We start from the raw sequence: 21208 nt of genomic DNA on the forward strand, positions 1-21208 counted from the left end.
GAATGTTCGATTAGTGACTATATGTTTCATTGGTCACGATTTGTAAGTCCTCGAGAGGGTGAGTAAGCTACGCCCATGAATCAGCCATCCCTATCTTCGCCCGGCCCTCGTGGCCCAGTCGATCACGACATTCGTGATCAGATTGTCGCGGCAGCCAATGAACACTTCAGCCAATACGGCTATGGCAAAACCACGGTTTCCGATCTGGCCAGGGCCATCGGTTTTTCCAAGGCGTACATCTATAAGTTCTTTGATTCCAAACAGGCGATCGGCGAAGCGATCTGCTCAAACTGTCTGGGCCAAATCGTTGCAGCGGTAGAACAGGCTGTTAACGCAGAGGCGATTTCGCCGACCGAGCGTTTCCGCCGCCTGGTGAAAACCGTGATAGCAACGGGTGTGGACCTGTTCTTCAATGATCGCAAACTCTACGACATCGCTGCATTTTCCGCCGGGGAGCGCTGGCCCAGTGCCCAGATGTATGAAGACCAGATCAAGCGCTTTATCTTCGACATCGTGCGTGAAGGGCGGGAGCTCGGAGAGTTCGAGCGCAAGACCCCACTGGACGAGACCGTCGAGGCGATTCATCTGGCCTTGCGCCCCTTCGTCAACCCGTTGCTGCTGCAGCACAATCTGGATTTTATCGAGGTAGCGCCCACGCTGACCTCCAACCTCATTCTGCGTAGCCTGATGCCCTGAGCTAACTCGGATCACCAGTTCAGGTGAGCTGAGCCAGAGCGCGACATCCCCCAACCGGATTTCCTGTTACCGGCACATGCGTGCCGGTACGGCTTTGAATTCTGCTTCATGTGACCATTGACTGAAATGGTCACTTGGATAGTATGGCTTCGCTGTCTTTCTCGATGTTGTTTTTCAGTGATCCCATAGAGTCCAGATAATGAAAAAAATAATGCTCAAGAACCCCCTCGGCCTGGCCGTTGCGCTGGTGTCCTCCAATGTGTTGGCCGGTGGTTTTGCCCTCAACGAACAAAGCATCAGCGGGATGGGGTCCGGTTTTGCCGGGCGATCTTCTTCAGCCGAAGACGCCAGTACGATCTACGGCAATCCGGCAGGCATGGCGCGGCTTAAACGAGAGCAGGTGAGCGTGGGGGCGGCGACGCTGTTCGCCAAATCGGACATCAGCCAGACACGCAGTACGTTTGGGGGAAAGGAAGACGGCGACATGGTGCCCACCACCACAGTACCGATGGGGTATTACGTCAAACCGATCGATGAACATTGGGCATTCGGTGTCGGGTTCTATGTGCCTTTCGGGCTGATCACCGACTACGGCAGTGGTTTTGCCGGACGCTATTACGCCAACAAAAGTGAAGTCACCACGCTGACCTTCCAGCCGACCATCAGCTACGCCTTTAACGAAAAGGTGTCGATCGGATTCGGGCCGACCATCAATCGTATCGGCGGAGAGATATCGGGCATGGTGCCCAATCCACTCAGCCCGGGGCGCAATGACGGCAAGCTCAAAAGCACCGGCGATGACACCGCACTGGGCTTCAATGCTGGCGTGCTGGTGCAGGCGACCGAACAGACCCGCCTGGGCCTGACGTATCACTCCAAAGTCAGTTACCACCTGGATGCCAAAACCAAGGTCACCGATGGGATCTTCAGCGTACTGGGCGTCAGCGGCCGTAGTTACGACGCATCGCTGGATGTCGACACGCCGGAGTCGGTGGACTTTTCGCTGACGCATCAATTCAACAACGACTGGACGCTTTATGTGGGCAGTACCTGGGCGCGCTGGAGCCGCTTCAAGGAGCTGACGATTGAGAACAGCGGCTTGCCGCCCTTGCTCAGCGGTCAATTGGGGACGATCAGCGAAGAGCAGAACTGGCATGACACCTGGGCTCACGCGATCGGTGCGGCCTATCAATTGAACAGCCAATGGGTGCTGCGTGGCGGGTTTTCGGTCGATCAGTCACCCGCCAACAACACCAATCGGGGGCCGCGCATTCCGACGGGCGACCGTAAGGTTGTCAGCATCGGCGCCGGCTGGACACCCGTGGACAATGTCACGATCGATCTCGCGTATTCCTATCTTTGGGAGGAAAGCGTGGAGGTCAACGACACCTCGGCAGCGAGAGGTGCCTACAGTGCCAAGTACAAGAACAGTGCCAGCGGGTTCGGAACGTCGGTCAGTTACCGCTTCTAGTTGAGCGCTATCAAGCCAAATGCGGATCGGGAGTACACGTGTCTCCCGACTCTTGAAACGATCTGGGGTTGCTGCTCAGCGCGCCGCTACAGAACCCGGCTCAACGGGTTGCCATCCTCCACCGAGCGACTTGAATACCGCCACCGCCGCACGGGCCGATTCAGTCCGCGCCTGCGCTCTGGCGTCGGAGGCCTGCAACAATGTTTCGTCGGCGTGCAGGACATCGATCAGGCTGGCGGTGCCTCTTTCATAGGCGGTGAACGAGGACTGGCGAGCTTGAGTCAGCGCCGCTTCGCCGCCGGTAAGGGTAGTGGTCTGGGCTTGCCGATTCACCAGTGAGGACAGCGCGTTCTCTACATCTTCGGTGGCGCGCAGTACCGACTGGCGATAGGCCGCCAATGCTTCAGATTCCTGACCTTTGGCCTGATCGATCTGGGCGTTGATGCGTGCGAAGTCGAATAGCCTCCAGCGCAAACCCAGCACACCCGCCGACTGGCTTGCGCCGCCGGTGAAAAGATTGCCACCGGATACGGCTGTCGCGCTGCCGAGCAAGGCGCTGAGTGAAAATTTCGGGTAGTACTCGGCAATGGCTTCACCGATGCGCGCGTTGGAGGCCGCAAGACGGCGTTCGGCCACGATCAGATCCGGTCTGCGCCGCAGCAGATCTGCCGGTGTGCCCAGCGCAGTCAACGACGGCACATCGGGAATTTCGCCCTCACGTGCCAGTTGCGTGCGGTGAGAGCCGGGAGGCGTGCCGAGCAGCACGTCCATCGCATTCATGGCTGCTTCCAGACCGCTTTGCAGTACCGGAACGGTCGCCTGGACTTGCGACAATTCACCCTCGGCCTGACGCACCTGGTACTCCGCGGCCAGGCCCTTGCCGTAAAGCAACCGGACTTTCTCCAGCAACGCGTGTCGGGTGTCGACTTGCCGGTTTGCAATATCCAGCCGTGCCTGTAATCCGCGCAGGGTGATGTAGATATCGGCCGTTTGCGCGGCGATCGCCAGCCGTGTAGCGGTGAAGCCCGCTGCTGAGGCCTGGTACTCGGCCAGTGCTGCCTCACGTCCACGGCGCAGCCCACCAAAGACATCGACTTCCCAGCCCGCCTCGAGGTTGGCCTCGTAAGAATTGCCATAACGGTCATAGCCAGGTGTTGAATTCAACACCTGGCCCAGTGGCGTCTCGACGGACTGATAAGCGCGTGCCGCCTGTGCGTTGATGTTTGCCGAGGGCAGCAGTGCTGCGTTTGCGGCTCCCAGGCCGGCCCTTGCCTGGGTGACGCGCGCCGACGCTTGTGCCAGATCCAGATTCTGCTGCAGTGCCTGGTTGATGAAGTCGGTCAGCAGCGGATCATTAAAGTTTTTCCACCAGGCGGCGAGACCGTCCGGTGTCAATCCGGATTGCGGTTCGACAGCGGGCTGCCCCAGGTAATGGTCCGAAAGCGGGGCGTCTGGACGACGGTAATCCGGACCCACCGCACAACCTGCCACGAAGCTGGCGGTAACCAAAAGAGTAATCGTACGGAGGGGAGGCATCGGCGTTCCTTAACGAGGTATGTGACCATAATACGTATTGGTCACAACGTGTCAATCAAGGGCGAGTGAACGTATTGCCTATTAAACGGGTATTTTAGGCAGGTTTGATAAAGCTGAGGCGTCGGATACTTCATGAGCAGTGACTGTTGACGATAATGGTCACAAGGTCGAGAATATGATGATCATCCTATTTCTAGTAAGGGAACCTATGCGCCGGCTCCGAATTTTCCCCATCGCCGCATGCCTGTTGCCACTCGCCCTGGTAGCGTGCGGTGATTCTTCCTCCGTAGTCGACCCGCGTACTCAAGCGCCTTTGGTCCGGGCCACCGCCGTTCAGGCAGCGGCCGACGGTTCCCGATCTTTTACGGGGGTGGTGACGGCGCGCATTCAGGGCGACCTGGGCTTTCGCGTATCGGGCAAGGTGCTTGAGCGTCTGGTTGACACGGGGCAGACCGTCAAGCGCGGTCAGCCGTTGATGCGGCTTGATCCCATCGACTTGGGGTTGCAGGCGCGCGCGCAGCAGGAGACGGTCATCGCCGCACGGGCCCGCGCCAGGCAGACAGCCGATGACGAAGCCCGCTATCGCACCCTGGTCAGCGCCGGCGCCATTTCCGCATCGGCCTACGATCAGATCAAAGCCGCCGCAGATACCGCCAAGGCGCAACTAAGCGCCGCTGAAGCTCAAGCGGACGTTGCACGCAACGCTTCCGGTTATGCGGTGCTGGTCGCCGATGCCGATGGCGTTGTGGTGGAAACACTCGCCGAACCCGGACAAGTCGTCAGCCCGGGACAACCGGTGGTTCGACTGGCGCGGGCAGGGCAACGCGAGGCCATCGTGCACTTGCCCGAGACGTTGCGTCCCGCAGCAGGATCCACCGCTCAAGCCACGCGCTACGGCGACGTTTCGGGGGCTGTTACCGCGAAACTGAGGTTGCTTTCGGATTCGGCGGACCGCACGACGCGTACGTTCGAGGCCCGCTATGTACTGGAAGGTGCGCTGGCCAATGCACCGATAGGTTCGACAGTCACTCTCAGAATAGCGGAGGGCTCGACACCTGCCGCGTCGTTGCAAGTGCCCATTGCCGCGCTTTACGACGCCGGTAAAGGCCCTGGAGTGTGGGTTATCGGCGGCACCCCGCCAACCGTGACCTGGCGACCGGTTCAGGTGCTGGGGTTGAGCGACGAATCGGCCCGAGTGGCCGGCGACCTTCGCGTTGGCGAGCAAATCGTTGCGCTGGGCGCTCACCTGTTGCGCGAAGGTGAGTCAGTAAGAATGCCTGTGCCTGATGCGGCCACCGTTGCCGGGAGTCGTCCATGAGCGAAGGACGATTCAACATTTCCGCCATCGCCGTTCGCGAGCGGGCGATTACAGTCTTTCTGATTTTCCTGATTGCCGTTGCCGGCATCCTGGCGTTCTTCCAGTTGGGGCGTGCCGAAGACCCTCCTTTTACAGTCAAGCAGTTGACCGTCATCACGGCGTGGCCGGGGGCGACCGCACAAGAGATGCAGGATCAGGTCGCAGAACCCCTGGAAAAACGCCTGCAAGAGCTCAAGTGGTACGACCGCTCGGAAACCTATACGCGGCCGGGGCTCGCTTTCACGATGGTCTCGTTGCTCGATAGCACGCCCCCTGCGCAAGTGCAGGAGGAGTTCTATCAGGCGCGTAAAAAACTCGAAGATGAAGCCATCAAGTTGCCGGCGGGCGTCATCGGGCCAATGGTCAATGATGAGTATTCGGACGTGACCTTTGCGCTGTTCGCCCTGAAAGCCAAAGGCGAGCCCCAGCGCTTGCTGGTCCGCGATGCTGAGTCGATGCGCCAGCGCCTGTTGCATGTGCCGGGGGTGAAGAAGGTCAACATCATCGGCGAACAAGCCGAACGGATATTTGTTTCGTTCTCTCATGACCGGTTGGCGACCCTGGGCTTGTCACCGCAGGACATCTTCGCCGCGCTGAACAGTCAGAACGCGCTGACCCCGTCCGGATCAATCGAAACCAGCGGGCCACAGATTTTTCTGCGTCTCGATGGTGCGTTCGACAAACTGCAGAAAATCCGCGACACCCCTGTGGTCGTGCAAGGGCGGACACTCAAGCTGTCTGATGTGGCGACGGTCGAACGCGGTTATGAAGACCCGGCCACCTTTCTGGTGCGCAATAACGGCGAAGATGCGCTGTTGCTCGGCGTAGTGATGCGCGAGGGCTGGAATGGTCTTGATCTGGGCAAGGCGCTGGAAGCCGAGACCGCAAGGATCAATGAGGAAATGCCACTGGGCATGAGCCTCTCGAAGGTCACCGACCAGGCTGTGAACATCGACTCTGCCGTCGGCGAGTTCATGGTCAAATTCTTCGTCGCGCTGCTGGTGGTCATGCTCGTCTGCTTTCTCAGCATGGGCTGGCGTGTCGGCGCGGTGGTCGCCGCCGCCGTACCTTTGACCCTGGCGATCGTGTTTGTGGTGATGGCAGCCACCGGCAAGAACTTCGACCGTATTACCCTCGGGTCGTTGATCCTGGCGCTGGGGCTGCTGGTCGATGACGCGATCATTGCCATTGAAATGATGGTGGTGAAAATGGAGGAGGGCTACGATCGCATCAAGGCGTCTGCCTATGCCTGGAGCCACACGGCGGCGCCGATGCTGTCCGGAACCCTGGTGACGGCGATCGGTTTTTTGCCGAACGGTTTCGCTCAGTCAACCGCCGGCGAATACACCAGCAACATGTTCTGGATCGTGGGCATCGCTCTCATCGCTTCGTGGGTCGTGGCCGTGGCGTTTACCCCTTATCTGGGCGTGAAACTGTTGCCGGACATCAAGGCAGTCGAAGGTGGACACGCGGCGATCTACAACACGCCGCGATACAACCGCTTCCGCCGGGTTCTGACCCGGGTCATCGCGTGCAAATGGTGGGTCGCGGGCATGGTTACCGCGCTGTTCTTCGTGGCGGCGGCGGGCATGGGGCTGGTGAAGAAACAATTCTTCCCGACCTCTGACCGTCCCGAAGTCATGATCGAGGTGCAAATGCCCTACGGCACTTCCATCGAGCAGACCAGCGCCACGGCTGCCAAAGTCGAAGCCTGGCTGCGCCAGCAAGACGAGGCAAAAATCGTCACGGCTTATATTGGCCAAGGGGCGCCGCGTTTCTTTCTGGCGATGGCGCCGGAACTGCCCGATCCGTCGTTCGCCAAGATCGTGGTGCTGACCGACAGTCAGGAGGCACGGGAAACCCTCAAATTGCGTTTTCGTGACGCGGTCGCTCAAGGGCTCGCCCCTGAGGCGCGCCTCAGGGCATCGCAGATTGTGTTTGGTCCTTATTCGCCATTTCCAGTGGCTTACCGGGTGATGGGGCCTGATCCGGCCAAGTTGCGCGTGATCGCCGAGCAGGTGCGGGGCGTGATGCAAGACAGCCCGATGATGAGAACCGTGAACACTGATTGGGGGCCGCTGACTCCGTCGTTGCATTTCAACCTGGATCAGGACCGTCTGCAGGCAGTGGGGCTGACATCGACTGCGGTTGCACAGCAATTGCAATTTCTGCTCAGCGGAGTACCGATCACGGCGGTGCGTGAAGATATTCGTTCAGTGCAGGTCATGGGGCGGGCAGCGGGGGATATACGGCTCGATCCGCAACAAATCGAAGGCTTCACTTTAGTCGGTGCGTCGGGACAGCGAATCCCCTTGTCGCAGATAGGCGAGGTCGATGTGCGCATGGAAGATCCGATCCTGCGCCGGCGTGATCGCACCCCGACCATCACCGTGCGCGGCGACATTGCCGAGGACTTGCAGCCACCGGATGTTTCCAGTGCGCTGCTGAAGCAACTGCAGCCGATCATCGAGAAGCTGCCTTCCGGTTACCGGATCGAGCAGGCGGGCGCGATCGAAGAGTCCGGCAAGGCCGGCAAGGCGATCCTGCCGTTGTTGCCGATCATGATTGCCATGACCCTGGTCATCATCATTGTGCAGGTCCGTTCGATCTCGGCGATGATCATGGTGTTCCTTACCTCGCCGTTAGGGTTGATTGGTGTGGTGCCGACACTGCTCATCTTCAGTCAGCCGTTTGGCATCAATGCGCTGGTCGGGTTGATTGCACTGTCGGGGATCCTGATGCGCAATACGCTGATTCTGATCGGTCAGATTCATCACAACGCGCAAGAAGGGCTGGATCCGTTTCACGCTGTCGTCGAAGCCACGGTGCAACGTGCACGACCGGTACTGTTGACGGCCCTGGCGGCAATCCTGGCGTTTATTCCCCTGACACACTCGGTGTTCTGGGGGACGCTGGCCTATACCCTGATTGGCGGCACGCTCGTCGGCACCATCATGACGCTGGTGTTCCTGCCCGCGATGTACTCGATCTGGTTCAAGATCCGTCCTGACCATAAGGGGCAAACTGAAAAAATAAATCCGACACAGGTATAAAAGCTTGAAATCGAGGCCCGCTTTGTCGTGCCTCTTTGCCCCCCTTACTACTCATCTTTTGACTGGTCACGGCTGGCAGGATCACTGACAGTTTTGTCGTTTATCCGAACGTGCGTATTGGCCGTGGCAGACATTCACGCTGATCCGCTTCTGGCCGTAAGCTGCCTACGGACGTCACCGAATACCCATTGTGGATGAGTTCTGAGTTTCTTGATCCAGGCTGGAACGCTGGAATGGAACGGGAGGGTTGCGGAAATAGCCGAAAAGATGTGGAAACGATCCAGAAAGGGAGGTCCAAAAAACGCGAGTTCCAGAAACGACAAAGCCCTGAATAATCAGGGCTTTGTCGTATCAAATATGGCGGAGGCGATGGGATTCGAACTCATGGACCTGTTACAGTCGACGGTTTTCAAGACCGATATGCAAAGCCAATGAAACCGGGGCCTGTAGCCGCTTTTCGTTACGATACGTTTATTTTTTGACACCTCTACAGCCCGCATTCTACAAGGGGCAGATTTTGAGTTTTGTAACGGTTTTTGGGGCTATTTCGATGGCTTGGCAATGGCGCCAATTCGTCGATAGACGCGCTCGGTAATGTCTCCTTTGGTGTGCCCCAAGAGTAGGCTCGCATCGCCGACGTCGAGGATTTCCGACGCCGCTTTCGGCCTGATGTCTCTGAACTGGAAGCCTCCGATTTTCTCAGCCAGCTGAACATCGCCTTTTTCTTCAGCTTCGTTCTTGGCCCTTTCTCTGGCGTCGTCCCATCGATCGCGAAGCATCTTCGCGGTCATCCGCTTGCCGCGTGCGCTCACGATCAAATAGCTGCAAATGTGCTGAGCATTGCGCTCAGCCATTTTCCCGATCAACAGGCCTAGACTGTTTGGCTCATCACCGTCAGTCATCTGGATACGCAGCTTTTTGTGTGTCTTGTTCTGCTGCACACCCAAGTAATTTCCCTCGACATCGTCCTTCCTCATGACCAGGACATCTGCCGGTCTTTGCCCGGTCAGATAGGCTAAGTCCATCGCGTCTTTCAGCTCTTGAGCTGCCTTCATGTAAACAGCATCCCAAACCGTATCATTTGCGTAATAGTCCCTCGGTGTTTCTTTGTTTTTTCGCACGCCTTGGCAGGGATTTTCTTTGGTCGTCAGTCCCCATTCTCGAGCAATGTTGAAAACGTGGGAGAGGGTGGCAATCTCGCGATTCGCCCGAACTTTGGCGGTCCGCGCGTCGCGGTACCCTGCGATAGTTGCTGGGGTGATTGAGTCGATGGGAGCGCTGTCGAACATCGGCCGAAGCTGCTTGATCTCCGACAAATTGTCCTTCTGCGTCCGTGCCGCTTTCTTCGATACGATGTCGCGGATATATCGGTCGAAGATGCCTTTCATAGTGCGCAGATCAAGCGGCTTTTCCTTCGCCTCCAGCTCCGCCCATTTGACCCTGGCCAAGTCCAGATCCTTGCCCAGCGGGATCGCCTTACCTGTCATATCCAGATAGTAATAGGCGATCCAAACCTTTCCGCTTTTTCGTGTTCGTGTCCACTTGTACATCCGAGGCGGCAAGCTGCGTGTGTCGGCCTTGCGGGGGCGCATATCAGTTCACTCGCGAGTAGTCTGGTGTCCATACCGGTGCAGCCGGCGGCGGGTTCGTATCGGCGATCGTAGGGCTGATCATGCCCAGCTTCATGCGGGCATACATGCGGCCCACCAGCGGACGCTTGCCACGGCTTTCGACGAACACCCACTGGCGATCAATCAGCCAGCGGCGCTGGTAGGCCCGGGCCTTGTAGCCGGTGAGTGCGGCCAGTTCCTCGTCGGAGAGAATTTCAGTTTCCATTGTGATGCTCCATGCCGCGCCTGGCGTTAGAAGTTGGTGATGGGTTATGCGGGCAACAAACCTTTCGCTTTTGCTTCTGCCCGGCACTGCTCGCGAAACTCCCGAGCCTTTTCGATTGCTTGCTGCTTTGTCGCGGCCTTCCAGGTGGGGCCGACCTGAATGAACTTGCCGCGCAGCTTCCCGCACCAGTGCTTCACGAAATCGCCGTTCTCGATCTGACAGATGGTGCCGGCCGATGCTTTCGGTGCCGTTGCGTAATCCACCAGCTTCTGGTCGTACGTTAATTCGGGCATGAGGATTCCTCGCCCGCCATACACTGGCAGGCTGTTGAGTTGGGGGAGCGATTACGGGTACTGGCGTTTTATGCGATCGGCGATGCCTTCGAGCTTTTCCGCCATGTACCGCATGTCATTGTTATCGCGGCGGGAGACGACGCCCGATCGCTTAACGTTGCGACCGTCGATGATCCAGGCTGCTAAGAGGATGATTGCGGATTCGAGCCGACGCCTAACCCAGCCGGTGTGTGGGACAACCTTCATCGCCACAGCCCCCTGCAGATCAGGGAGGCCATGTAGAGCGGGGCGAAGATCATGGCGTCACCTCGCGTCGCGCCCACCAACAGACCGGGCCATCATCAGTGTCGTGAATCGAAAGGCAGAACCAGCCTTCGCCATTTGGACGATCCGGTTCCCAATAGCCGCAGTCTGGATTTTGGGAGTCAAAGTAGCGCTCCGATATCTCGTCCGGGGCGTCTTCAATGCTGGACATCTTCACAACTAAACCCTGTTCGTCGAGCCATTTCTTGCACTTGTCGCCGTCACCCTCATCGAAAGACGGCAGATCCGGATGCCAGAACATGCCGTTTTCATCCCGCTTTACCGGCCAGTGTTTGATAAGTCCAACGCGATCGACGCGCTCAATCTCTGCAAGCAGCAGGGCTGCCGCCTTCACAAGGTCGCGGCGCCGATCTGCACTCGGCTTGAACTCTCCGACTACACGGGGCCAGGCCGTGCTCAGGCTACGCGGCTTACCGGCGAGGCTTGCATAGGTGGACGCCGCTTCGGCAAGTTCGCCATTGACGTAAAGGTCATCGCGATACAGCGAAAAGCCCTCGAGGGACACTTGGCGTTGCCGTTCGGCCATGACGTCCCGCGCTGCGCTGTTGAGGCGAATTTGGTTTTCTTCAGACATGACTTCGTCCTTGCCGCTATAGCGGCTGACTTTGAAGGGGGAGGGAGCTATCGTGTTCAGGCCTTACGTGGCCTTTCCTTGCTAAAATGGTGTTATAAATTTTTTAAGGAAGAAATCGTGGGTCGTTTTCGAACGTATTGGACAGATCAGGCGAAATGGTGGTGCAGCCGAAGCTTGGAGTGGTGGGCAGCGCACCTGACTGCGTTGTATATCGGTGGTGCGATCACCATCATGGGGGCAAAATTTGATGAGCTGATCGCGTTGAAACTGAATGAAATAGGAGATCTCGCTGCTGGCGTGTTTGGACCGGTAGCGTTCTTGTGGTTGGTCTTAGGCTACATCCAGCAAGGGCGCGAATTAAAACTAAGCTCAGCTGCTTTACAGTTACAGGCTCAAGAGCTCCAGAATTCTGTTGAACAACAGAAAGAACTTGTCGCCATCTCACGTGAGCAAGTTAAGACCGAGATTGAAAGTATTCAAAGTGCTCGCGAGCAACGGGCGAAATCAATTCGGCCGCTTTTTGTTATTTCTGGCAATGGCGGTTCTCACATGGGGTCAACTCATGAGTTAGAATTTTCTGTTCAAAATTTGGGTTCTCCAGTTACAAGTGTAAATTTCGATTTCTCTGATCAATTTGTATTTATTGGTCAGACCAGGCACTTGATGGAAAATAAAGATATTGCACGCTTTAAGTTGAACGTTGAAGGGCGCGGGGACGGAGTTGGGGATAAGCTTACGGTGACGTATCTTGATGCGGATTTCACTCCTGGAGTATGCATGTTTAACATCACGGTGTTACCAGATGATAGATATCCAGGTCTGAGGTTTGAGCAATTGTAAGCTCCATCGGACCACATCGAGAGATGTCCATCTTTTTCTGTGGACATGGGCATCCTATGCCGGGGCATGCCCGGGCGGTGGAGGGTTGTGGGATCAGGCGCTTGCGGATAGGGCCAGAATCTCGTCGCCCCCGCGCGCGAGGCCGGCGTGCAGCTCTACTTTGCTGCCAGCGAGCATCCCGGCAATGTGGGCGTTCATGTCCAGCTCGACGCCCTTTCTTTTCCGTGACTCTTTGATGTCCTGGGTGGCGAGGAATTCGCTGATCAACGCCTTGTCTTGCGCTTGAATCGCTACCAGCCCTTGCCCACTGCCGGGCTGCCCGGCTGCATCATCATCTTGAGGCACGAGCGCTTTCAGCTTCGACTGAACCTCCCAGACCCATGCCAAAGCGAAGTGATCGCCGGCAGTTTCAGCTGAATACGCACTGCGCCGAACCCCAGACCTGACTGCCGAGCAGTACTCCTTGCGCGCCTGGGTGAGCTTTCTGTGCAGCGACTCATACGCATACAGGGCGATGTTCTGAGCGGGAGCTACGCCGACGAATGTCGCGCATTCGATGACTTGCTCTTTCGAAGGGCTCCACTTCCGACGCCGCAAGGTCGTGCAGTTGAATGCATCAGCTACGGCGATGCTCAGCTGCTGATCCCATGCCGGCCGACGCTTGGCGCGGTGAAGGTCCGACTCGACTTCGCCGACGTCGCTCAACTTCACATCCATTTCGGTCAGACGGTACTCGCGCATCAGCGCCTGTGCCTGACGAAGTGCAGTCGCGGCCTCGTTCTCGTTGGCGCTCTGGGCCAGTGCCAGGCAGTGCTTGATCTTGCGTATCGCGCGCTCGAGTTTCTTTTCGTCGATCTGTTGTGCGGACATAGGAGGGCCTCGACGGTATATTGCGTGTGGGTGAATTTTTTAGGACAAGCCATGCAGCTCTTCCACTACACGGACATAAATGCAGTTAAATCGATTCTTGAAAACGAAAAGCTGTGGCTGACCGATGTGCGCTTTCTGAATGATTCAGAAGAGCTGCATAACGGTATTCACGCTCTGATTGATTATATAAAACATCAAGTTAAGACTTTTCCAGATCGCCATGAACTCCTGGGTGTTGCTGCAGAATATGTGGAGGCCGGTCTTGTCGGGAAAGCAGGTTACGGGATAGAAAATAGGCCTGTTTTTATCTGCTCATTCAGCCAGGCTGGTGATTTATTGAGTCAGTGGCGAGCGTATGGCTCCTATGCAATTGAGTTTTCATCCGAGGCTATTCCGCATGCGCTTTCGGCGTGCGTATATGACGATTTTGAAAAACTCTCTCAGGCATCAACCGTAGCACTTGCTAGCCTGATGACTATCTCTGACTCCATGCTAAAAAATGACGGCTATCTTGATAGCGACGGCTATGAGGCATTTTCTAATTTAGTTGGCTTGGCCGCGACTTTCAAACATCAAAGCTTCTCGGAAGAGCAGGAAGTAAGAATTGTTGCTGGTCATGATCTTGATCCAGAGATAGAGGACGGCTTAGAAGTGAGCTTTAGGACTCGAGGGAACATGCTAATTCCCTTCGTTGAACTTAGCGCTCCGTCTAAAAGTATTCGAGCTATTCACATTGGCCCAATGGCCGACCAGGAACTCGCATATATCTCTCTTAAGTCTTTTGTGACAAAGTTAAATCTTGATCGATTCACAAAGGATAATAATTATCTACATGATATTGATATTATCAAGTCTTCAATACCTTACAGGGCGCCTTAGCAAAAGCTGAGTCATCAGGTGAGAGCGCGCTAAAGGGAAACTTCGCCAATATCGATCCTACGGAGTTCCATTACCTCGACACTCTGGTGCCCGTCAGTGATCACTCATCAGGGCAGCTCAAGGTTGCGGAAGGTGCCGTGATAGTTGCGATAGGCGCAGAGCGCGACCTTTCGGAACGAATTGGCAGCGACTTTGCCGATTGCCATCGGGCTGCCCCCCTCCAAGTAGCGTCAACTCGAAGACGGTTACATTTGAGATGCGCTTCGCCGCCGCCCTCACAGTCCCGGGAGCAAGCTGGAAATCCTTGGCGACTTCGATCACATATTTGTAGTTGAGGGCATCGAAGATTTGTTGGTCGCGGGCGCCATTTCGCAGGCCCGCGTAGATGACTGCTTGCATGGGATGTCTCCAGTCAGGCGCCGCCCTCCGTGACCGGCGGTGGCAATTTGGTTTGGGTTGGGGTATTACAGGTGGCCGGCATGGGGCCGGATAGCCGGGGTTCTATGATTGAATTGCAGAGCAAAATCGACTCGATACTACCTGTTAGTGTTTTGGCCGCAGTGGTGTTGTTCATCGTTAAAGAAGTTGTTGAGTTTTTTAAGCGGTCCTCAGAGCGGAAAAGAAAGATATCAGCGTACAAAATTCTTCTATCTGAGGAACTCGAAAAAAACCTCTGGACATTGAATTATTTGACTAGCATTTGCCATGCTATCGGTGATGAGCATTTCACTGGTATTTCTTACAGGCGAACGTCATCCGGATCTGAACAGATTGCTGTTCATGTGGGCCGGCAGGGCGGGTATGGTCCGCTATGGAACGTGTATTCATCCATATTTGATAAGGCTGTCGTAGACTTGGCGGTAATCGATAAGAAGCTTTTTGAAAAATCAAAAATCGCCTACGAATGCCTTGCAGAGGCAAGGCATATTCGAAATTCGATTGTACGTCTCTGTGAAGATGAATCATTAAATGAATATGTTCACACGTTTCCTGAATATGCTTTGGGAATTTTAAGGGAGGCTGTAGATGCGCTCGATATTCTTTATGTTGCATGCGCTGGGAAAAAATTAGACCGCCCTAAGCTACGATCTTATGTTTGAATTTAACCATACTAATATTAGTAGGCATAATTCCTAACTAAATTCAGGAGAGTCGTGCGGTTGCTGGATGCATCGAGTAGGGTGTGTGTTCCTATTTGACTGAGCTACGCTCCAGGCTCAACTTCACGAAAGGATTTCGCGATGGTCATTCGTAACGCTGAAAATCACGCCAAGATTGCTGCCGAAATCGGCTGGAGCGCTGCAGATGTTGCCCAGTTCATTGTGCACATTGATCCGATGGCGAATGGGCAAGGATATCTTTTGTTCCCGCATCAAAATTTTTGGGAAAATGCTCTGCCCAAACCACTTCGCTTAGGTAATGATTGGGTAATTAAAACAGGGCCAATTGACCTCGAGCATGGCTAATCTAGCCATGCCGGGTTAGCGATTTCGTCTTCCAACTCAGGCGGATCATCGGCAAGCGACTTCATTTCGGCTGCCTCGATCAGTCGCGACACCTTTTCGGTTATGACAAAAGGTGTCGTGACACATCGCAGCATCTTGGCCTGAGTCTCGAAGTCGGCAGCGATCAGGTTCATCAGCAGCAGTGGTAAACCTCCTGCCGGTTGTTAATGCCGTGCGCTGCCATGACCCGCTTGAGGTCAGGCTTGAACACCCCGGCCACTTCAACCGTAAACTTCTCGACGCCCAACGCAGCGTCCCTTGCTGCTGCCTTCTCGCGCTTCCTGCGCTGCTTCTTGGCTTCCTCCGTCAATTCCTTTTCCTCGGCCATGGCCTACCTCTTCAATTCCGCTGGCCGGCAAGTCCAGCCAGGTCTGTCGGCGGCGTGTCGTCGCCCGGTTACTGATGCGTTTTATGAGTCGAACTTGAATCCGTTCTCGCTGGCGATCAGCGCAACCCGCTTGACGTGCATGTGCAGTGTCTTGGCCGTCTCGCTGATGGTCTTGCCGGCTTCGGCCAGTTCGCGAACCTTCGGCGCGATCTTGTTGCGCTCGACTCGCAGACGGTCGTGATGCGGTGTGGATGCCAGCTTTGGATCACCAGTGACTCCGCTGGGGATTTGCTGGGCCTTGCCGCCGGCGCCAAAGAACTGATCGAGCTGCTCGTTCAGGCTTGCGACGATGCAGTCGCGGGGGTTGGGTTGGGGTACGCCGATCACTGCTGACCTCCTGCTGGCCGGTTGGCTTTTTCTTCGAACTGAATCGCCATGTCGAGCGCCGCTTTGTAGGTCCAGCGAAACGCCGCGGTCTTGCCGGTTGAGAGGTTGACGACATGGAAGGCCTTGCCGACCACCCTCACCTGGAAGCGCACCTTCTTCTCCGGCATCACCAGGCCTGCGAGTCGTGCAAACGTCTCGCGTGCTGCCTGGGTACGAATCATCAGGACGCGCAGAACATCGACGCGCTGTTGCATCAGAGGGTGCATTTCGGCCTGAGCAATTGCTGTTGCGTGCTTCATGGTTGATTACCTGTCGGTTGTCATCCCAAGCAGCCCTCGCGAGAAGGCTGCTCAGTGATGCTGTCCGTCCTATTACCGCCGGAAAGGGCGGGGCGCATTGCATGCCGGGTCACTCACACGGTTAAGGCGTTTCACCATCGAGCAGCCGTCCAGGTTGTTCCTGTCGTTGGCAGGCTTTCGGGCCTGTCTGCTCGCCGGTCGCCGGTAGAGGCAATACGGTCTGTTATTTGTTGCGCGGTTTGTTAAAGAGCATTGGAATTTTCGTCCTGCCTGTTGCACTAGTGTTCGAGGTACAAGTCGGCTTGCATAAATAAAAGCATGCTTGTCATTTGAATGCAAGCAAGCTTGTGCTAATTTTTTGTACTGTATGCATATACAGTATTCGTTTGGAGGGCAGCATGGCGAAAGGGAATGAAGGTTCGGCTAACGGAGTACGTCAAGAGGCGAGAGGACTAGAGAGGCTAGGAATTCGAGTTTCCGAAATGATCAACCACCCCATCGCCCAGCTTCAGCGATGGGTGACCATCCATCGCCTGGATACTGACGGAGATCGCGAGTGGGAGGAGGTAATGAGGTTGATATTGGAAACCGACGGCATCGACATGACGTTCAACGACGATGAATCGGTGACATTGAATTGGGAGGCGAACGCCGTGGAAAATCGGCCAGTGGCGGTTACAGAAGAACTTGAGGAGCTGGCTCCTTTCTGATCAGGCAATAAAAAGCCCGCTGATGGCGGGCTTTGAATTTTTTAGCGGGCCTCAGCTATTACCTATCCGACGTGGGTGGCTGAATCTCGCTAAGCGAGTAATCTTGAGACTTGCCATGGTCATTCCGCACGGTTTGAAGTGCGTATTGGAGTTTTTCCATTTGCGAACGCGTACGTTTTTTAAACGCATCGTTTGCTTCTGTATCTTTCAGATGTTCTTTACAGATTTTGATCGACGCTTTGAGTGCTGCTATTTTACGAGTTAGCTCTGGGGGGTCATCTGCTCTTATATAAATTTTAAGTAGCCAGATTGAAACGAAGGGGCTGAGTATCCCTGTAAGTGCCATTAAACCTTGTTTCGCTTCCACTGTGGTTATGATCGGCGTCAAAACCAATGCCAGTGCATTGAGGAGGCTAGTGGCTAAAGCCATGAACATATTGTTTTTCACAGGCTGCCCCCTAAAGATTCCGCTTGCTTTTGTGTGAGCCTGATTAGTCGTTTTTTTCTGATGATCGACTGCTTCAGTAAATAACTCTCAACCTCGTCGTCTTCTGAAATGTATTGGATTAGCATATCTCTCGGAAAAAGAAGATATGAAAAGTGTCTAGTTATTTTTCGGACATAAATGAATATCAGCGGAAAGCCAGAGATCAAGATGATCCATCCGAGCGCCTGTAATATTAAATCATAAGTCCACATAGGCTGACCTCGGAGGGCTAGTTAACTTCGCCGTAAACTTTAACTATAGCATAAGTCGTCCTTGTGCCACTAAGGTCAACGATCTCTTTTTTCTCTATTTTCACCATGTAGAATTTATCTTTAAGGAATGCCTCCTCGTTATCGGCGACCTTCAACATGAATTCTTCGTCTTGGATAGTTACAGTAGCCTCAAAGCCATCCTTGCTTGCGATACTCCAGCCGCGTTTACCTTTGAAATTCAGTTTTGTGAACTGTATGTTTTTTCTAAAGCTATCTACGTTTACTTTTTCGGTCAGGTCAGCTTTTATAGGTTTAAAATTGACTATTTCAGCTTCTTGTAAAGTGGTAATGCTACCTTGAGCCCTGAAAGAAACCTTTGGGCTGTCTTTACCTTGCAATGGACCTTGGATAACCTTGTGAAGCGCCTGACGGATCTCTTTACTTGAAACTAGCTGTGCCACATCGCTTGACGTTTCGATTTCTTTTCCATCGACGGTGATGACAGCTGTCTTCTTTCTCGCATTAATAACGACTTTTTCAATTTTTTTATCTTTTATGCGATCGATTATTCCGATTGCCGATGCGCTAGCTGCAACAGCCGCGCCGCCGATTATGCCTATGGATTTTAATACAGTATTAGTTGTAAGAGGGTCTGCAAATATAGAGTAAATAATCTCTAGGGACCCTTTTTTTGCGGGTGCTACTACACTCAGATTTGCTTCGGAAGAGCCGTTGCTCACAATTTTTGCCGATTTTGTAATTAGTTCGTCCATGCCAAGGATGGCGCTTCCTAAGTCCTTAGCACTTATTTGGTGATGAGCTAACTGACCCTTAGCGTCGTAGGATATTGTAAATTCTGTGACTACTTTATCGTCCATCGGATGCCCCTAGTTTGCCTCAAGTCGGAGCTCGCTACCATGTAAACATCCATGTCACTAGTCCCCATTAATATTAGCTTTCACGATACTGTTAGGAAGTTAGAATCCCGTTGAGAGATTCAAACTAAGTTAGCGTTCCAAACGAGAAGCACGCGCGCCTGGATGAAAGTCAAGTCACGTCTGATCATTCGATCCTTGTGCCTGGTGTTATCGGAAATCATTTCGAAGTGATCCTCATCGGCGACTTGCAGCCGTTTGATGTAAATGTGGTCATCCCACGAAAACAGGTAGATCCCATCACCAACGAATTCCCGAATGCTGACGTCGACGATCAGCGGATCGCGGTGTTTGATCGTCGGCTCCATCGACTGACCCCAGCCGGTCACCATCTTAAGGTGGAAGTGCTCAGCAAATTCAACCCCGAGCTCGCGTAAGTGCTTGGGGCTGACTCGGACGTCTTGGAATGTTTCCGGAAAGTCGTGAGCGATCTGGCCACCACCCATTGCTGCGCGGATGTCGTAATGCGCAATCCACACCTCGTCACCGACTAGGCCGGGACGAGAAAAGTCCCCGGTAACCACATTCGTTGACTTCGACTCTATTGCGGTTTCTTCAACTGCATCAGCTATGCGTTGGCGGGCGTCTTCAGACAGCCCGTTGCCATGTTTCGCGAGCATCTGCCTGACGAGGTCGGCGGATGATTTGCTATCGACCTTCGATGGAACCATATCTTTCCGACTTGGAGGCTCCCCCTTGCCGGACAGAAGCCAGTCCACTGTGGTGTCGTAACCCTCAGCAATAGCAATTAGGTTTTCATTCTTGATGTTGCCTGTGTCGCCTGCAAACCACTGACGAACAGCCTCATAGCTCACACCGCAGGTGCTAGCTATATCCCTTTTGAAGCCACGCGCTCCAACTTCCGGCTTTCGCGAAAGTACGAGCTTCGTAATCCGATCAGTAATTTTCATGCGAGCAATCTACAAGTTAGCTTGCCAAGCATGCTTGCTTAGTAAACACAAGCATGCTTGAATTGGCGTGCACCTAAAGGAGTCAGCCATGAACCGTGCCGACGCAATCAATCATTTTAAAGGGATTGCCCCTTTGGCCAAAGCGCTCGGAATTACATACGAGGCAGTCAGGCAATGGGGTGATGAAATTCCCGAGCTTCGTCAGTACCAGCTTGAACTGGTAACGAATGGCCAATTGAAGGCCGACAAAAAGCATTCGGCAGCATAAATCATCCTGGTGTTGATCTCTTGAACGAATGATCGCCGAGCCACTGCCAGACATCCACGGAAACAAATTTGAGGTTTTACGAATGGAGGATTTCTTGAGGGCTTGCCACACCACCGTCAAGGAAAGTGGGGCAGAGGAGTTGGCCGGGAAGATGTGCATGGCACACGTGAGCTTGCTCCAGCGCTCGAACCCGGACAACGCGGCGCATCACCTGACCATTGAACATCTTTTCGGGATTTTGCTGCACACCGGCGATATGCGCCCACTGATAGCGCTCGCTGATCAATTCGGTTTTGACCTAGTGGCTCGTGAGAAGCCGGCTGCCAAGCCGTTGATGGCTGCGCTGGGCCTCCTGTCCGCCGAGTGCGGCGATGTTGGTCGATTGATTTTCGATGCGGCGGCGGACAACCACATCAGCCAGCACGAAAAAGCCCAGGGCGAGAAAGCAATCCTTGAGGCAATCGATGCGCTGCAGGTTCTGCGCGAATCGCTGAAGGTGGCCTGAATCTCAGGCACAAGTGTCAGTTTCTGAGCGAGGAGAGAGCAATGATTGAAAAGACCACTACATATTCAAGGCCGACCCTTTCGGTACGCGAGAGAGAGATTGCGATTGAGGCTATCGGTCGCCAAGTAACGGGCTCGCCACGCGCGATGGCCTCGGATCTGCTCGCTGCCATCGCCGTACTCGATGGAGAACATATCCCGGTGGTGATTTGGTCGGGAGACTTTATTACTTATCAGGCGAAAGCTGCCTGGCATCAACAACAGGCGGCTGACTGGCAGGACCAAGCAAACCGCCAACGACAGCTTATTGATTCAAGGACTTCAAGTGAGGCGCAAAGTCATCCTTCAGAGCCCCTCTCTGCTGAACCAGCTCCAGAACCGGGTCTTCTTCTTCGCCTTCCAGCACTAGATCAATCAATTCCTGCTGAAGAAGAAAAAGAAAATCCTCTTCCGCTTCTAGAGCACGAACCTGAGCAAGAGTCCAGTGATGCTTGTTAAGCACAGCGAGCCGCAATGCATCTGTGTGCGACAAGGGACCCCAAGGGCATTTTGGGTCGGTCGCGATTCGTTCGGCGAGGCAGTAAAGCTTGAAACTTTGAAAAGCCTGCCGAAAGTGCTGGCCGTAGTTGTTCATTCCTTGCCATCGGGTTTCTGGCTTTTCACGCAGAACGTTTTCGAATCGCTCTACCAAATCCCACCAGATGGAGTGGTAGTTGAGTGTTTTCAGCTTCATATGTCCGGTCTCCTTGGACCTTTTCGTGTGGAAAAAAAAGCTACCACGGATGCACTGGACACCCATAACGCCTGAATCGCAGGCACAAAAAAGCCGGGCTGCAACCCGGCTCTTTCAAAACGATAAAACACTTGAAGGGACATTATGAACACGAACGTCACCCCCGGCAATCCCCCCATTCCTGCGACACGTTTTGGTCA

26 protein-coding genes and 1 pseudogene are annotated in these 21208 nt (G+C 54.6%); 13 read left to right on the forward strand and 14 right to left on the reverse strand.

Annotation, left to right across the window (positions count from 1 at the left end; translation table 11 throughout):
- The first annotated feature begins 75 nt into the window (after nucleotides 1-75).
- Nucleotides 76-696 carry a TetR/AcrR family transcriptional regulator gene (locus C6Y56_RS12695; protein WP_169430165.1) on the forward strand — a complete coding sequence of 207 codons (621 nt, stop codon included), beginning with the start codon at nucleotides 76-78 and terminating at the stop codon, nucleotides 694-696.
- A 199-nt stretch (nucleotides 697-895) separates the two neighbouring features.
- The gene (locus C6Y56_RS12700) at nucleotides 896-2167 is read left to right on the forward strand and encodes an OmpP1/FadL family transporter (protein ID WP_169430166.1); all 1272 of its coding nucleotides are present in this window, start codon (nucleotides 896-898) and stop codon (nucleotides 2165-2167) included.
- A gap of 75 nt (nucleotides 2168-2242) precedes the next feature.
- Here C6Y56_RS12700 and C6Y56_RS12705 read toward each other — a convergent pair whose 3' ends face one another.
- Nucleotides 2243-3703, reverse strand: a complete 1461-nt coding sequence (locus C6Y56_RS12705) for an efflux transporter outer membrane subunit (RefSeq protein WP_169430167.1) — start codon at nucleotides 3701-3703, stop codon at nucleotides 2243-2245.
- 208 nt (nucleotides 3704-3911) lie between these two features.
- Between C6Y56_RS12705 and C6Y56_RS12710 the strand changes: the two genes are divergently transcribed.
- Nucleotides 3912-5021, forward strand: a complete 1110-nt coding sequence (locus C6Y56_RS12710; RefSeq protein WP_169430168.1) for an efflux RND transporter periplasmic adaptor subunit — start codon at nucleotides 3912-3914, stop codon at nucleotides 5019-5021.
- Entirely contained in the window at nucleotides 5018-8113 is a 3096-nt protein-coding gene (locus C6Y56_RS12715) for an efflux RND transporter permease subunit (RefSeq protein ID WP_169430169.1), read from the forward strand. The genes C6Y56_RS12710 and C6Y56_RS12715 overlap by 4 nt, the downstream gene beginning before the upstream one ends.
- Before the next feature lie 542 nt (nucleotides 8114-8655).
- Here the strand turns inward: C6Y56_RS12715 and C6Y56_RS12720 are convergent.
- From C6Y56_RS12720 to C6Y56_RS29560, 5 genes are read right to left on the reverse strand one after another with little or no spacing between them, the layout of a single operon-like run.
- A complete protein-coding gene (locus C6Y56_RS12720) occupies nucleotides 8656-9705 on the reverse strand; it encodes a tyrosine-type recombinase/integrase (RefSeq protein ID WP_169430170.1) in 1050 nt (349 codons plus the stop codon).
- Nucleotide 9706: 1 nt separating this feature from the next.
- The gene (locus C6Y56_RS12725) at nucleotides 9707-9949 is read right to left on the reverse strand and encodes a DUF4224 domain-containing protein (RefSeq protein ID WP_169430171.1); all 243 of its coding nucleotides are present in this window, start codon (nucleotides 9947-9949) and stop codon (nucleotides 9707-9709) included.
- A gap of 44 nt (nucleotides 9950-9993) precedes the next feature.
- Nucleotides 9994-10242 (reverse strand): hypothetical protein, encoded by a 249-nt coding sequence (locus C6Y56_RS12730; protein ID WP_127928178.1) that lies wholly within the window; start codon nucleotides 10240-10242, stop codon nucleotides 9994-9996.
- Between the two features lie 51 nt (nucleotides 10243-10293).
- Complete coding sequence (locus C6Y56_RS29185) at nucleotides 10294-10488, reverse strand: hypothetical protein (RefSeq protein WP_249122239.1); 195 nt, start codon at nucleotides 10486-10488, stop codon at nucleotides 10294-10296.
- Between the two features lie 49 nt (nucleotides 10489-10537).
- Nucleotides 10538-10807, reverse strand: coding sequence for a hypothetical protein (locus C6Y56_RS29560; protein WP_169432629.1), 270 nt, complete (start codon nucleotides 10805-10807; stop codon nucleotides 10538-10540).
- 450 nt (nucleotides 10808-11257) lie between these two features.
- On the opposite strand from C6Y56_RS29560, the gene C6Y56_RS12740 reads away from it, so the two are divergent.
- Nucleotides 11258-11980, forward strand: a complete 723-nt coding sequence (locus tag C6Y56_RS12740) for a hypothetical protein (protein WP_169430172.1) — start codon at nucleotides 11258-11260, stop codon at nucleotides 11978-11980.
- A gap of 93 nt (nucleotides 11981-12073) precedes the next feature.
- Here C6Y56_RS12740 and C6Y56_RS12745 read toward each other — a convergent pair whose 3' ends face one another.
- A complete protein-coding gene (locus tag C6Y56_RS12745; protein ID WP_169430173.1) occupies nucleotides 12074-12850 on the reverse strand; it encodes a DUF2786 domain-containing protein in 777 nt (258 codons plus the stop codon).
- Between the two features lie 51 nt (nucleotides 12851-12901).
- Between C6Y56_RS12745 and C6Y56_RS12750 the strand changes: the two genes are divergently transcribed.
- Nucleotides 12902-13729: a DUF2971 domain-containing protein gene (locus C6Y56_RS12750; RefSeq protein ID WP_169430174.1), complete on the forward strand. Its 828-nt coding sequence runs from the start codon at nucleotides 12902-12904 to the stop codon at nucleotides 13727-13729.
- A gap of 117 nt (nucleotides 13730-13846) precedes the next feature.
- On the opposite strand, the gene C6Y56_RS12755 is transcribed toward C6Y56_RS12750, so the two are convergent.
- Nucleotides 13847-14128: a hypothetical protein gene (locus C6Y56_RS12755; RefSeq protein ID WP_169430175.1), complete on the reverse strand. Its 282-nt coding sequence runs from the start codon at nucleotides 14126-14128 to the stop codon at nucleotides 13847-13849.
- A gap of 29 nt (nucleotides 14129-14157) precedes the next feature.
- On the opposite strand from C6Y56_RS12755, the gene C6Y56_RS12760 reads away from it, so the two are divergent.
- Both C6Y56_RS12760 and C6Y56_RS12765 read left to right on the forward strand, forming a co-directional pair.
- On the forward strand, nucleotides 14158-14829 hold the full coding sequence (locus C6Y56_RS12760) for a hypothetical protein (RefSeq protein ID WP_169430176.1): 672 nt from the start codon (nucleotides 14158-14160) through the stop codon (nucleotides 14827-14829).
- Nucleotides 14830-14970: 141 nt separating this feature from the next.
- Nucleotides 14971-15195: a hypothetical protein gene (locus tag C6Y56_RS12765; protein ID WP_169430177.1), complete on the forward strand. Its 225-nt coding sequence runs from the start codon at nucleotides 14971-14973 to the stop codon at nucleotides 15193-15195.
- Here C6Y56_RS12765 and C6Y56_RS12770 read toward each other — a convergent pair.
- From C6Y56_RS12770 to C6Y56_RS12780, 3 genes and pseudogenes are all read right to left on the reverse strand, one after another.
- Nucleotides 15192-15562: pseudogene (locus C6Y56_RS12770) on the reverse strand (hypothetical protein). The gene C6Y56_RS12765 and the pseudogene C6Y56_RS12770 sit on opposite strands and share 4 nt — an antisense overlap.
- An 81-nt stretch (nucleotides 15563-15643) precedes the next feature.
- Nucleotides 15644-15949 (reverse strand): hypothetical protein, encoded by a 306-nt coding sequence (locus tag C6Y56_RS12775; protein WP_169430178.1) that lies wholly within the window; start codon nucleotides 15947-15949, stop codon nucleotides 15644-15646.
- Nucleotides 15946-16248: a hypothetical protein gene (locus C6Y56_RS12780; RefSeq protein WP_249314418.1), complete on the reverse strand. Its 303-nt coding sequence runs from the start codon at nucleotides 16246-16248 to the stop codon at nucleotides 15946-15948. Before C6Y56_RS12780 ends, C6Y56_RS12775 begins: the two co-directional genes overlap by 4 nt.
- A gap of 398 nt (nucleotides 16249-16646) precedes the next feature.
- Between C6Y56_RS12780 and C6Y56_RS12785 the strand changes: the two genes are divergently transcribed.
- Nucleotides 16647-16958 (forward strand): DUF1654 domain-containing protein, encoded by a 312-nt coding sequence (locus tag C6Y56_RS12785; RefSeq protein WP_169430179.1) that lies wholly within the window; start codon nucleotides 16647-16649, stop codon nucleotides 16956-16958.
- A gap of 58 nt (nucleotides 16959-17016) precedes the next feature.
- On the opposite strand, the gene C6Y56_RS12790 is transcribed toward C6Y56_RS12785, so the two are convergent.
- The 3 genes from C6Y56_RS12790 to C6Y56_RS12800 form a co-directional block, all read right to left on the reverse strand.
- The gene (locus C6Y56_RS12790; RefSeq protein WP_169430180.1) at nucleotides 17017-17406 is read right to left on the reverse strand and encodes a hypothetical protein; all 390 of its coding nucleotides are present in this window, start codon (nucleotides 17404-17406) and stop codon (nucleotides 17017-17019) included.
- Between the two features lie 268 nt (nucleotides 17407-17674).
- Nucleotides 17675-18535, reverse strand: a complete 861-nt coding sequence (locus C6Y56_RS12795; protein ID WP_169430181.1) for a hypothetical protein — start codon at nucleotides 18533-18535, stop codon at nucleotides 17675-17677.
- A 119-nt stretch (nucleotides 18536-18654) separates the two neighbouring features.
- Nucleotides 18655-19503, reverse strand: coding sequence for a S24 family peptidase (locus tag C6Y56_RS12800; RefSeq protein ID WP_150775393.1), 849 nt, complete (start codon nucleotides 19501-19503; stop codon nucleotides 18655-18657).
- A gap of 88 nt (nucleotides 19504-19591) precedes the next feature.
- Here C6Y56_RS12800 and C6Y56_RS12805 point away from each other — a divergent pair, with 88 nt between their 5' ends.
- The 4 genes from C6Y56_RS12805 to C6Y56_RS12820 all read left to right on the forward strand — a co-directional run bounded on the left by C6Y56_RS12805 (nucleotide 19592) and on the right by C6Y56_RS12820 (nucleotide 21083).
- A complete protein-coding gene (locus C6Y56_RS12805) occupies nucleotides 19592-19771 on the forward strand; it encodes a Cro/CI family transcriptional regulator (RefSeq protein ID WP_169430182.1) in 180 nt (59 codons plus the stop codon).
- An 82-nt stretch (nucleotides 19772-19853) separates the two neighbouring features.
- On the forward strand, nucleotides 19854-20276 hold the full coding sequence (locus C6Y56_RS12810; protein ID WP_169430183.1) for a phage regulatory CII family protein: 423 nt from the start codon (nucleotides 19854-19856) through the stop codon (nucleotides 20274-20276).
- A 41-nt stretch (nucleotides 20277-20317) separates the two neighbouring features.
- Complete coding sequence (locus C6Y56_RS12815) at nucleotides 20318-20773, forward strand: hypothetical protein (protein WP_169430184.1); 456 nt, start codon at nucleotides 20318-20320, stop codon at nucleotides 20771-20773.
- Nucleotides 20763-21083: a hypothetical protein gene (locus C6Y56_RS12820; protein WP_169430185.1), complete on the forward strand. Its 321-nt coding sequence runs from the start codon at nucleotides 20763-20765 to the stop codon at nucleotides 21081-21083. The genes C6Y56_RS12815 and C6Y56_RS12820 overlap by 11 nt, the downstream gene beginning before the upstream one ends.
- Nucleotides 21084-21208 lie beyond the last annotated feature (125 nt).

This window comes from Pseudomonas fluorescens (assembly GCF_012974785.1).
In the GTDB taxonomy this organism is placed as follows: Bacteria; Pseudomonadota; Gammaproteobacteria; order Pseudomonadales; family Pseudomonadaceae; genus Aquipseudomonas; species Aquipseudomonas fluorescens_BT.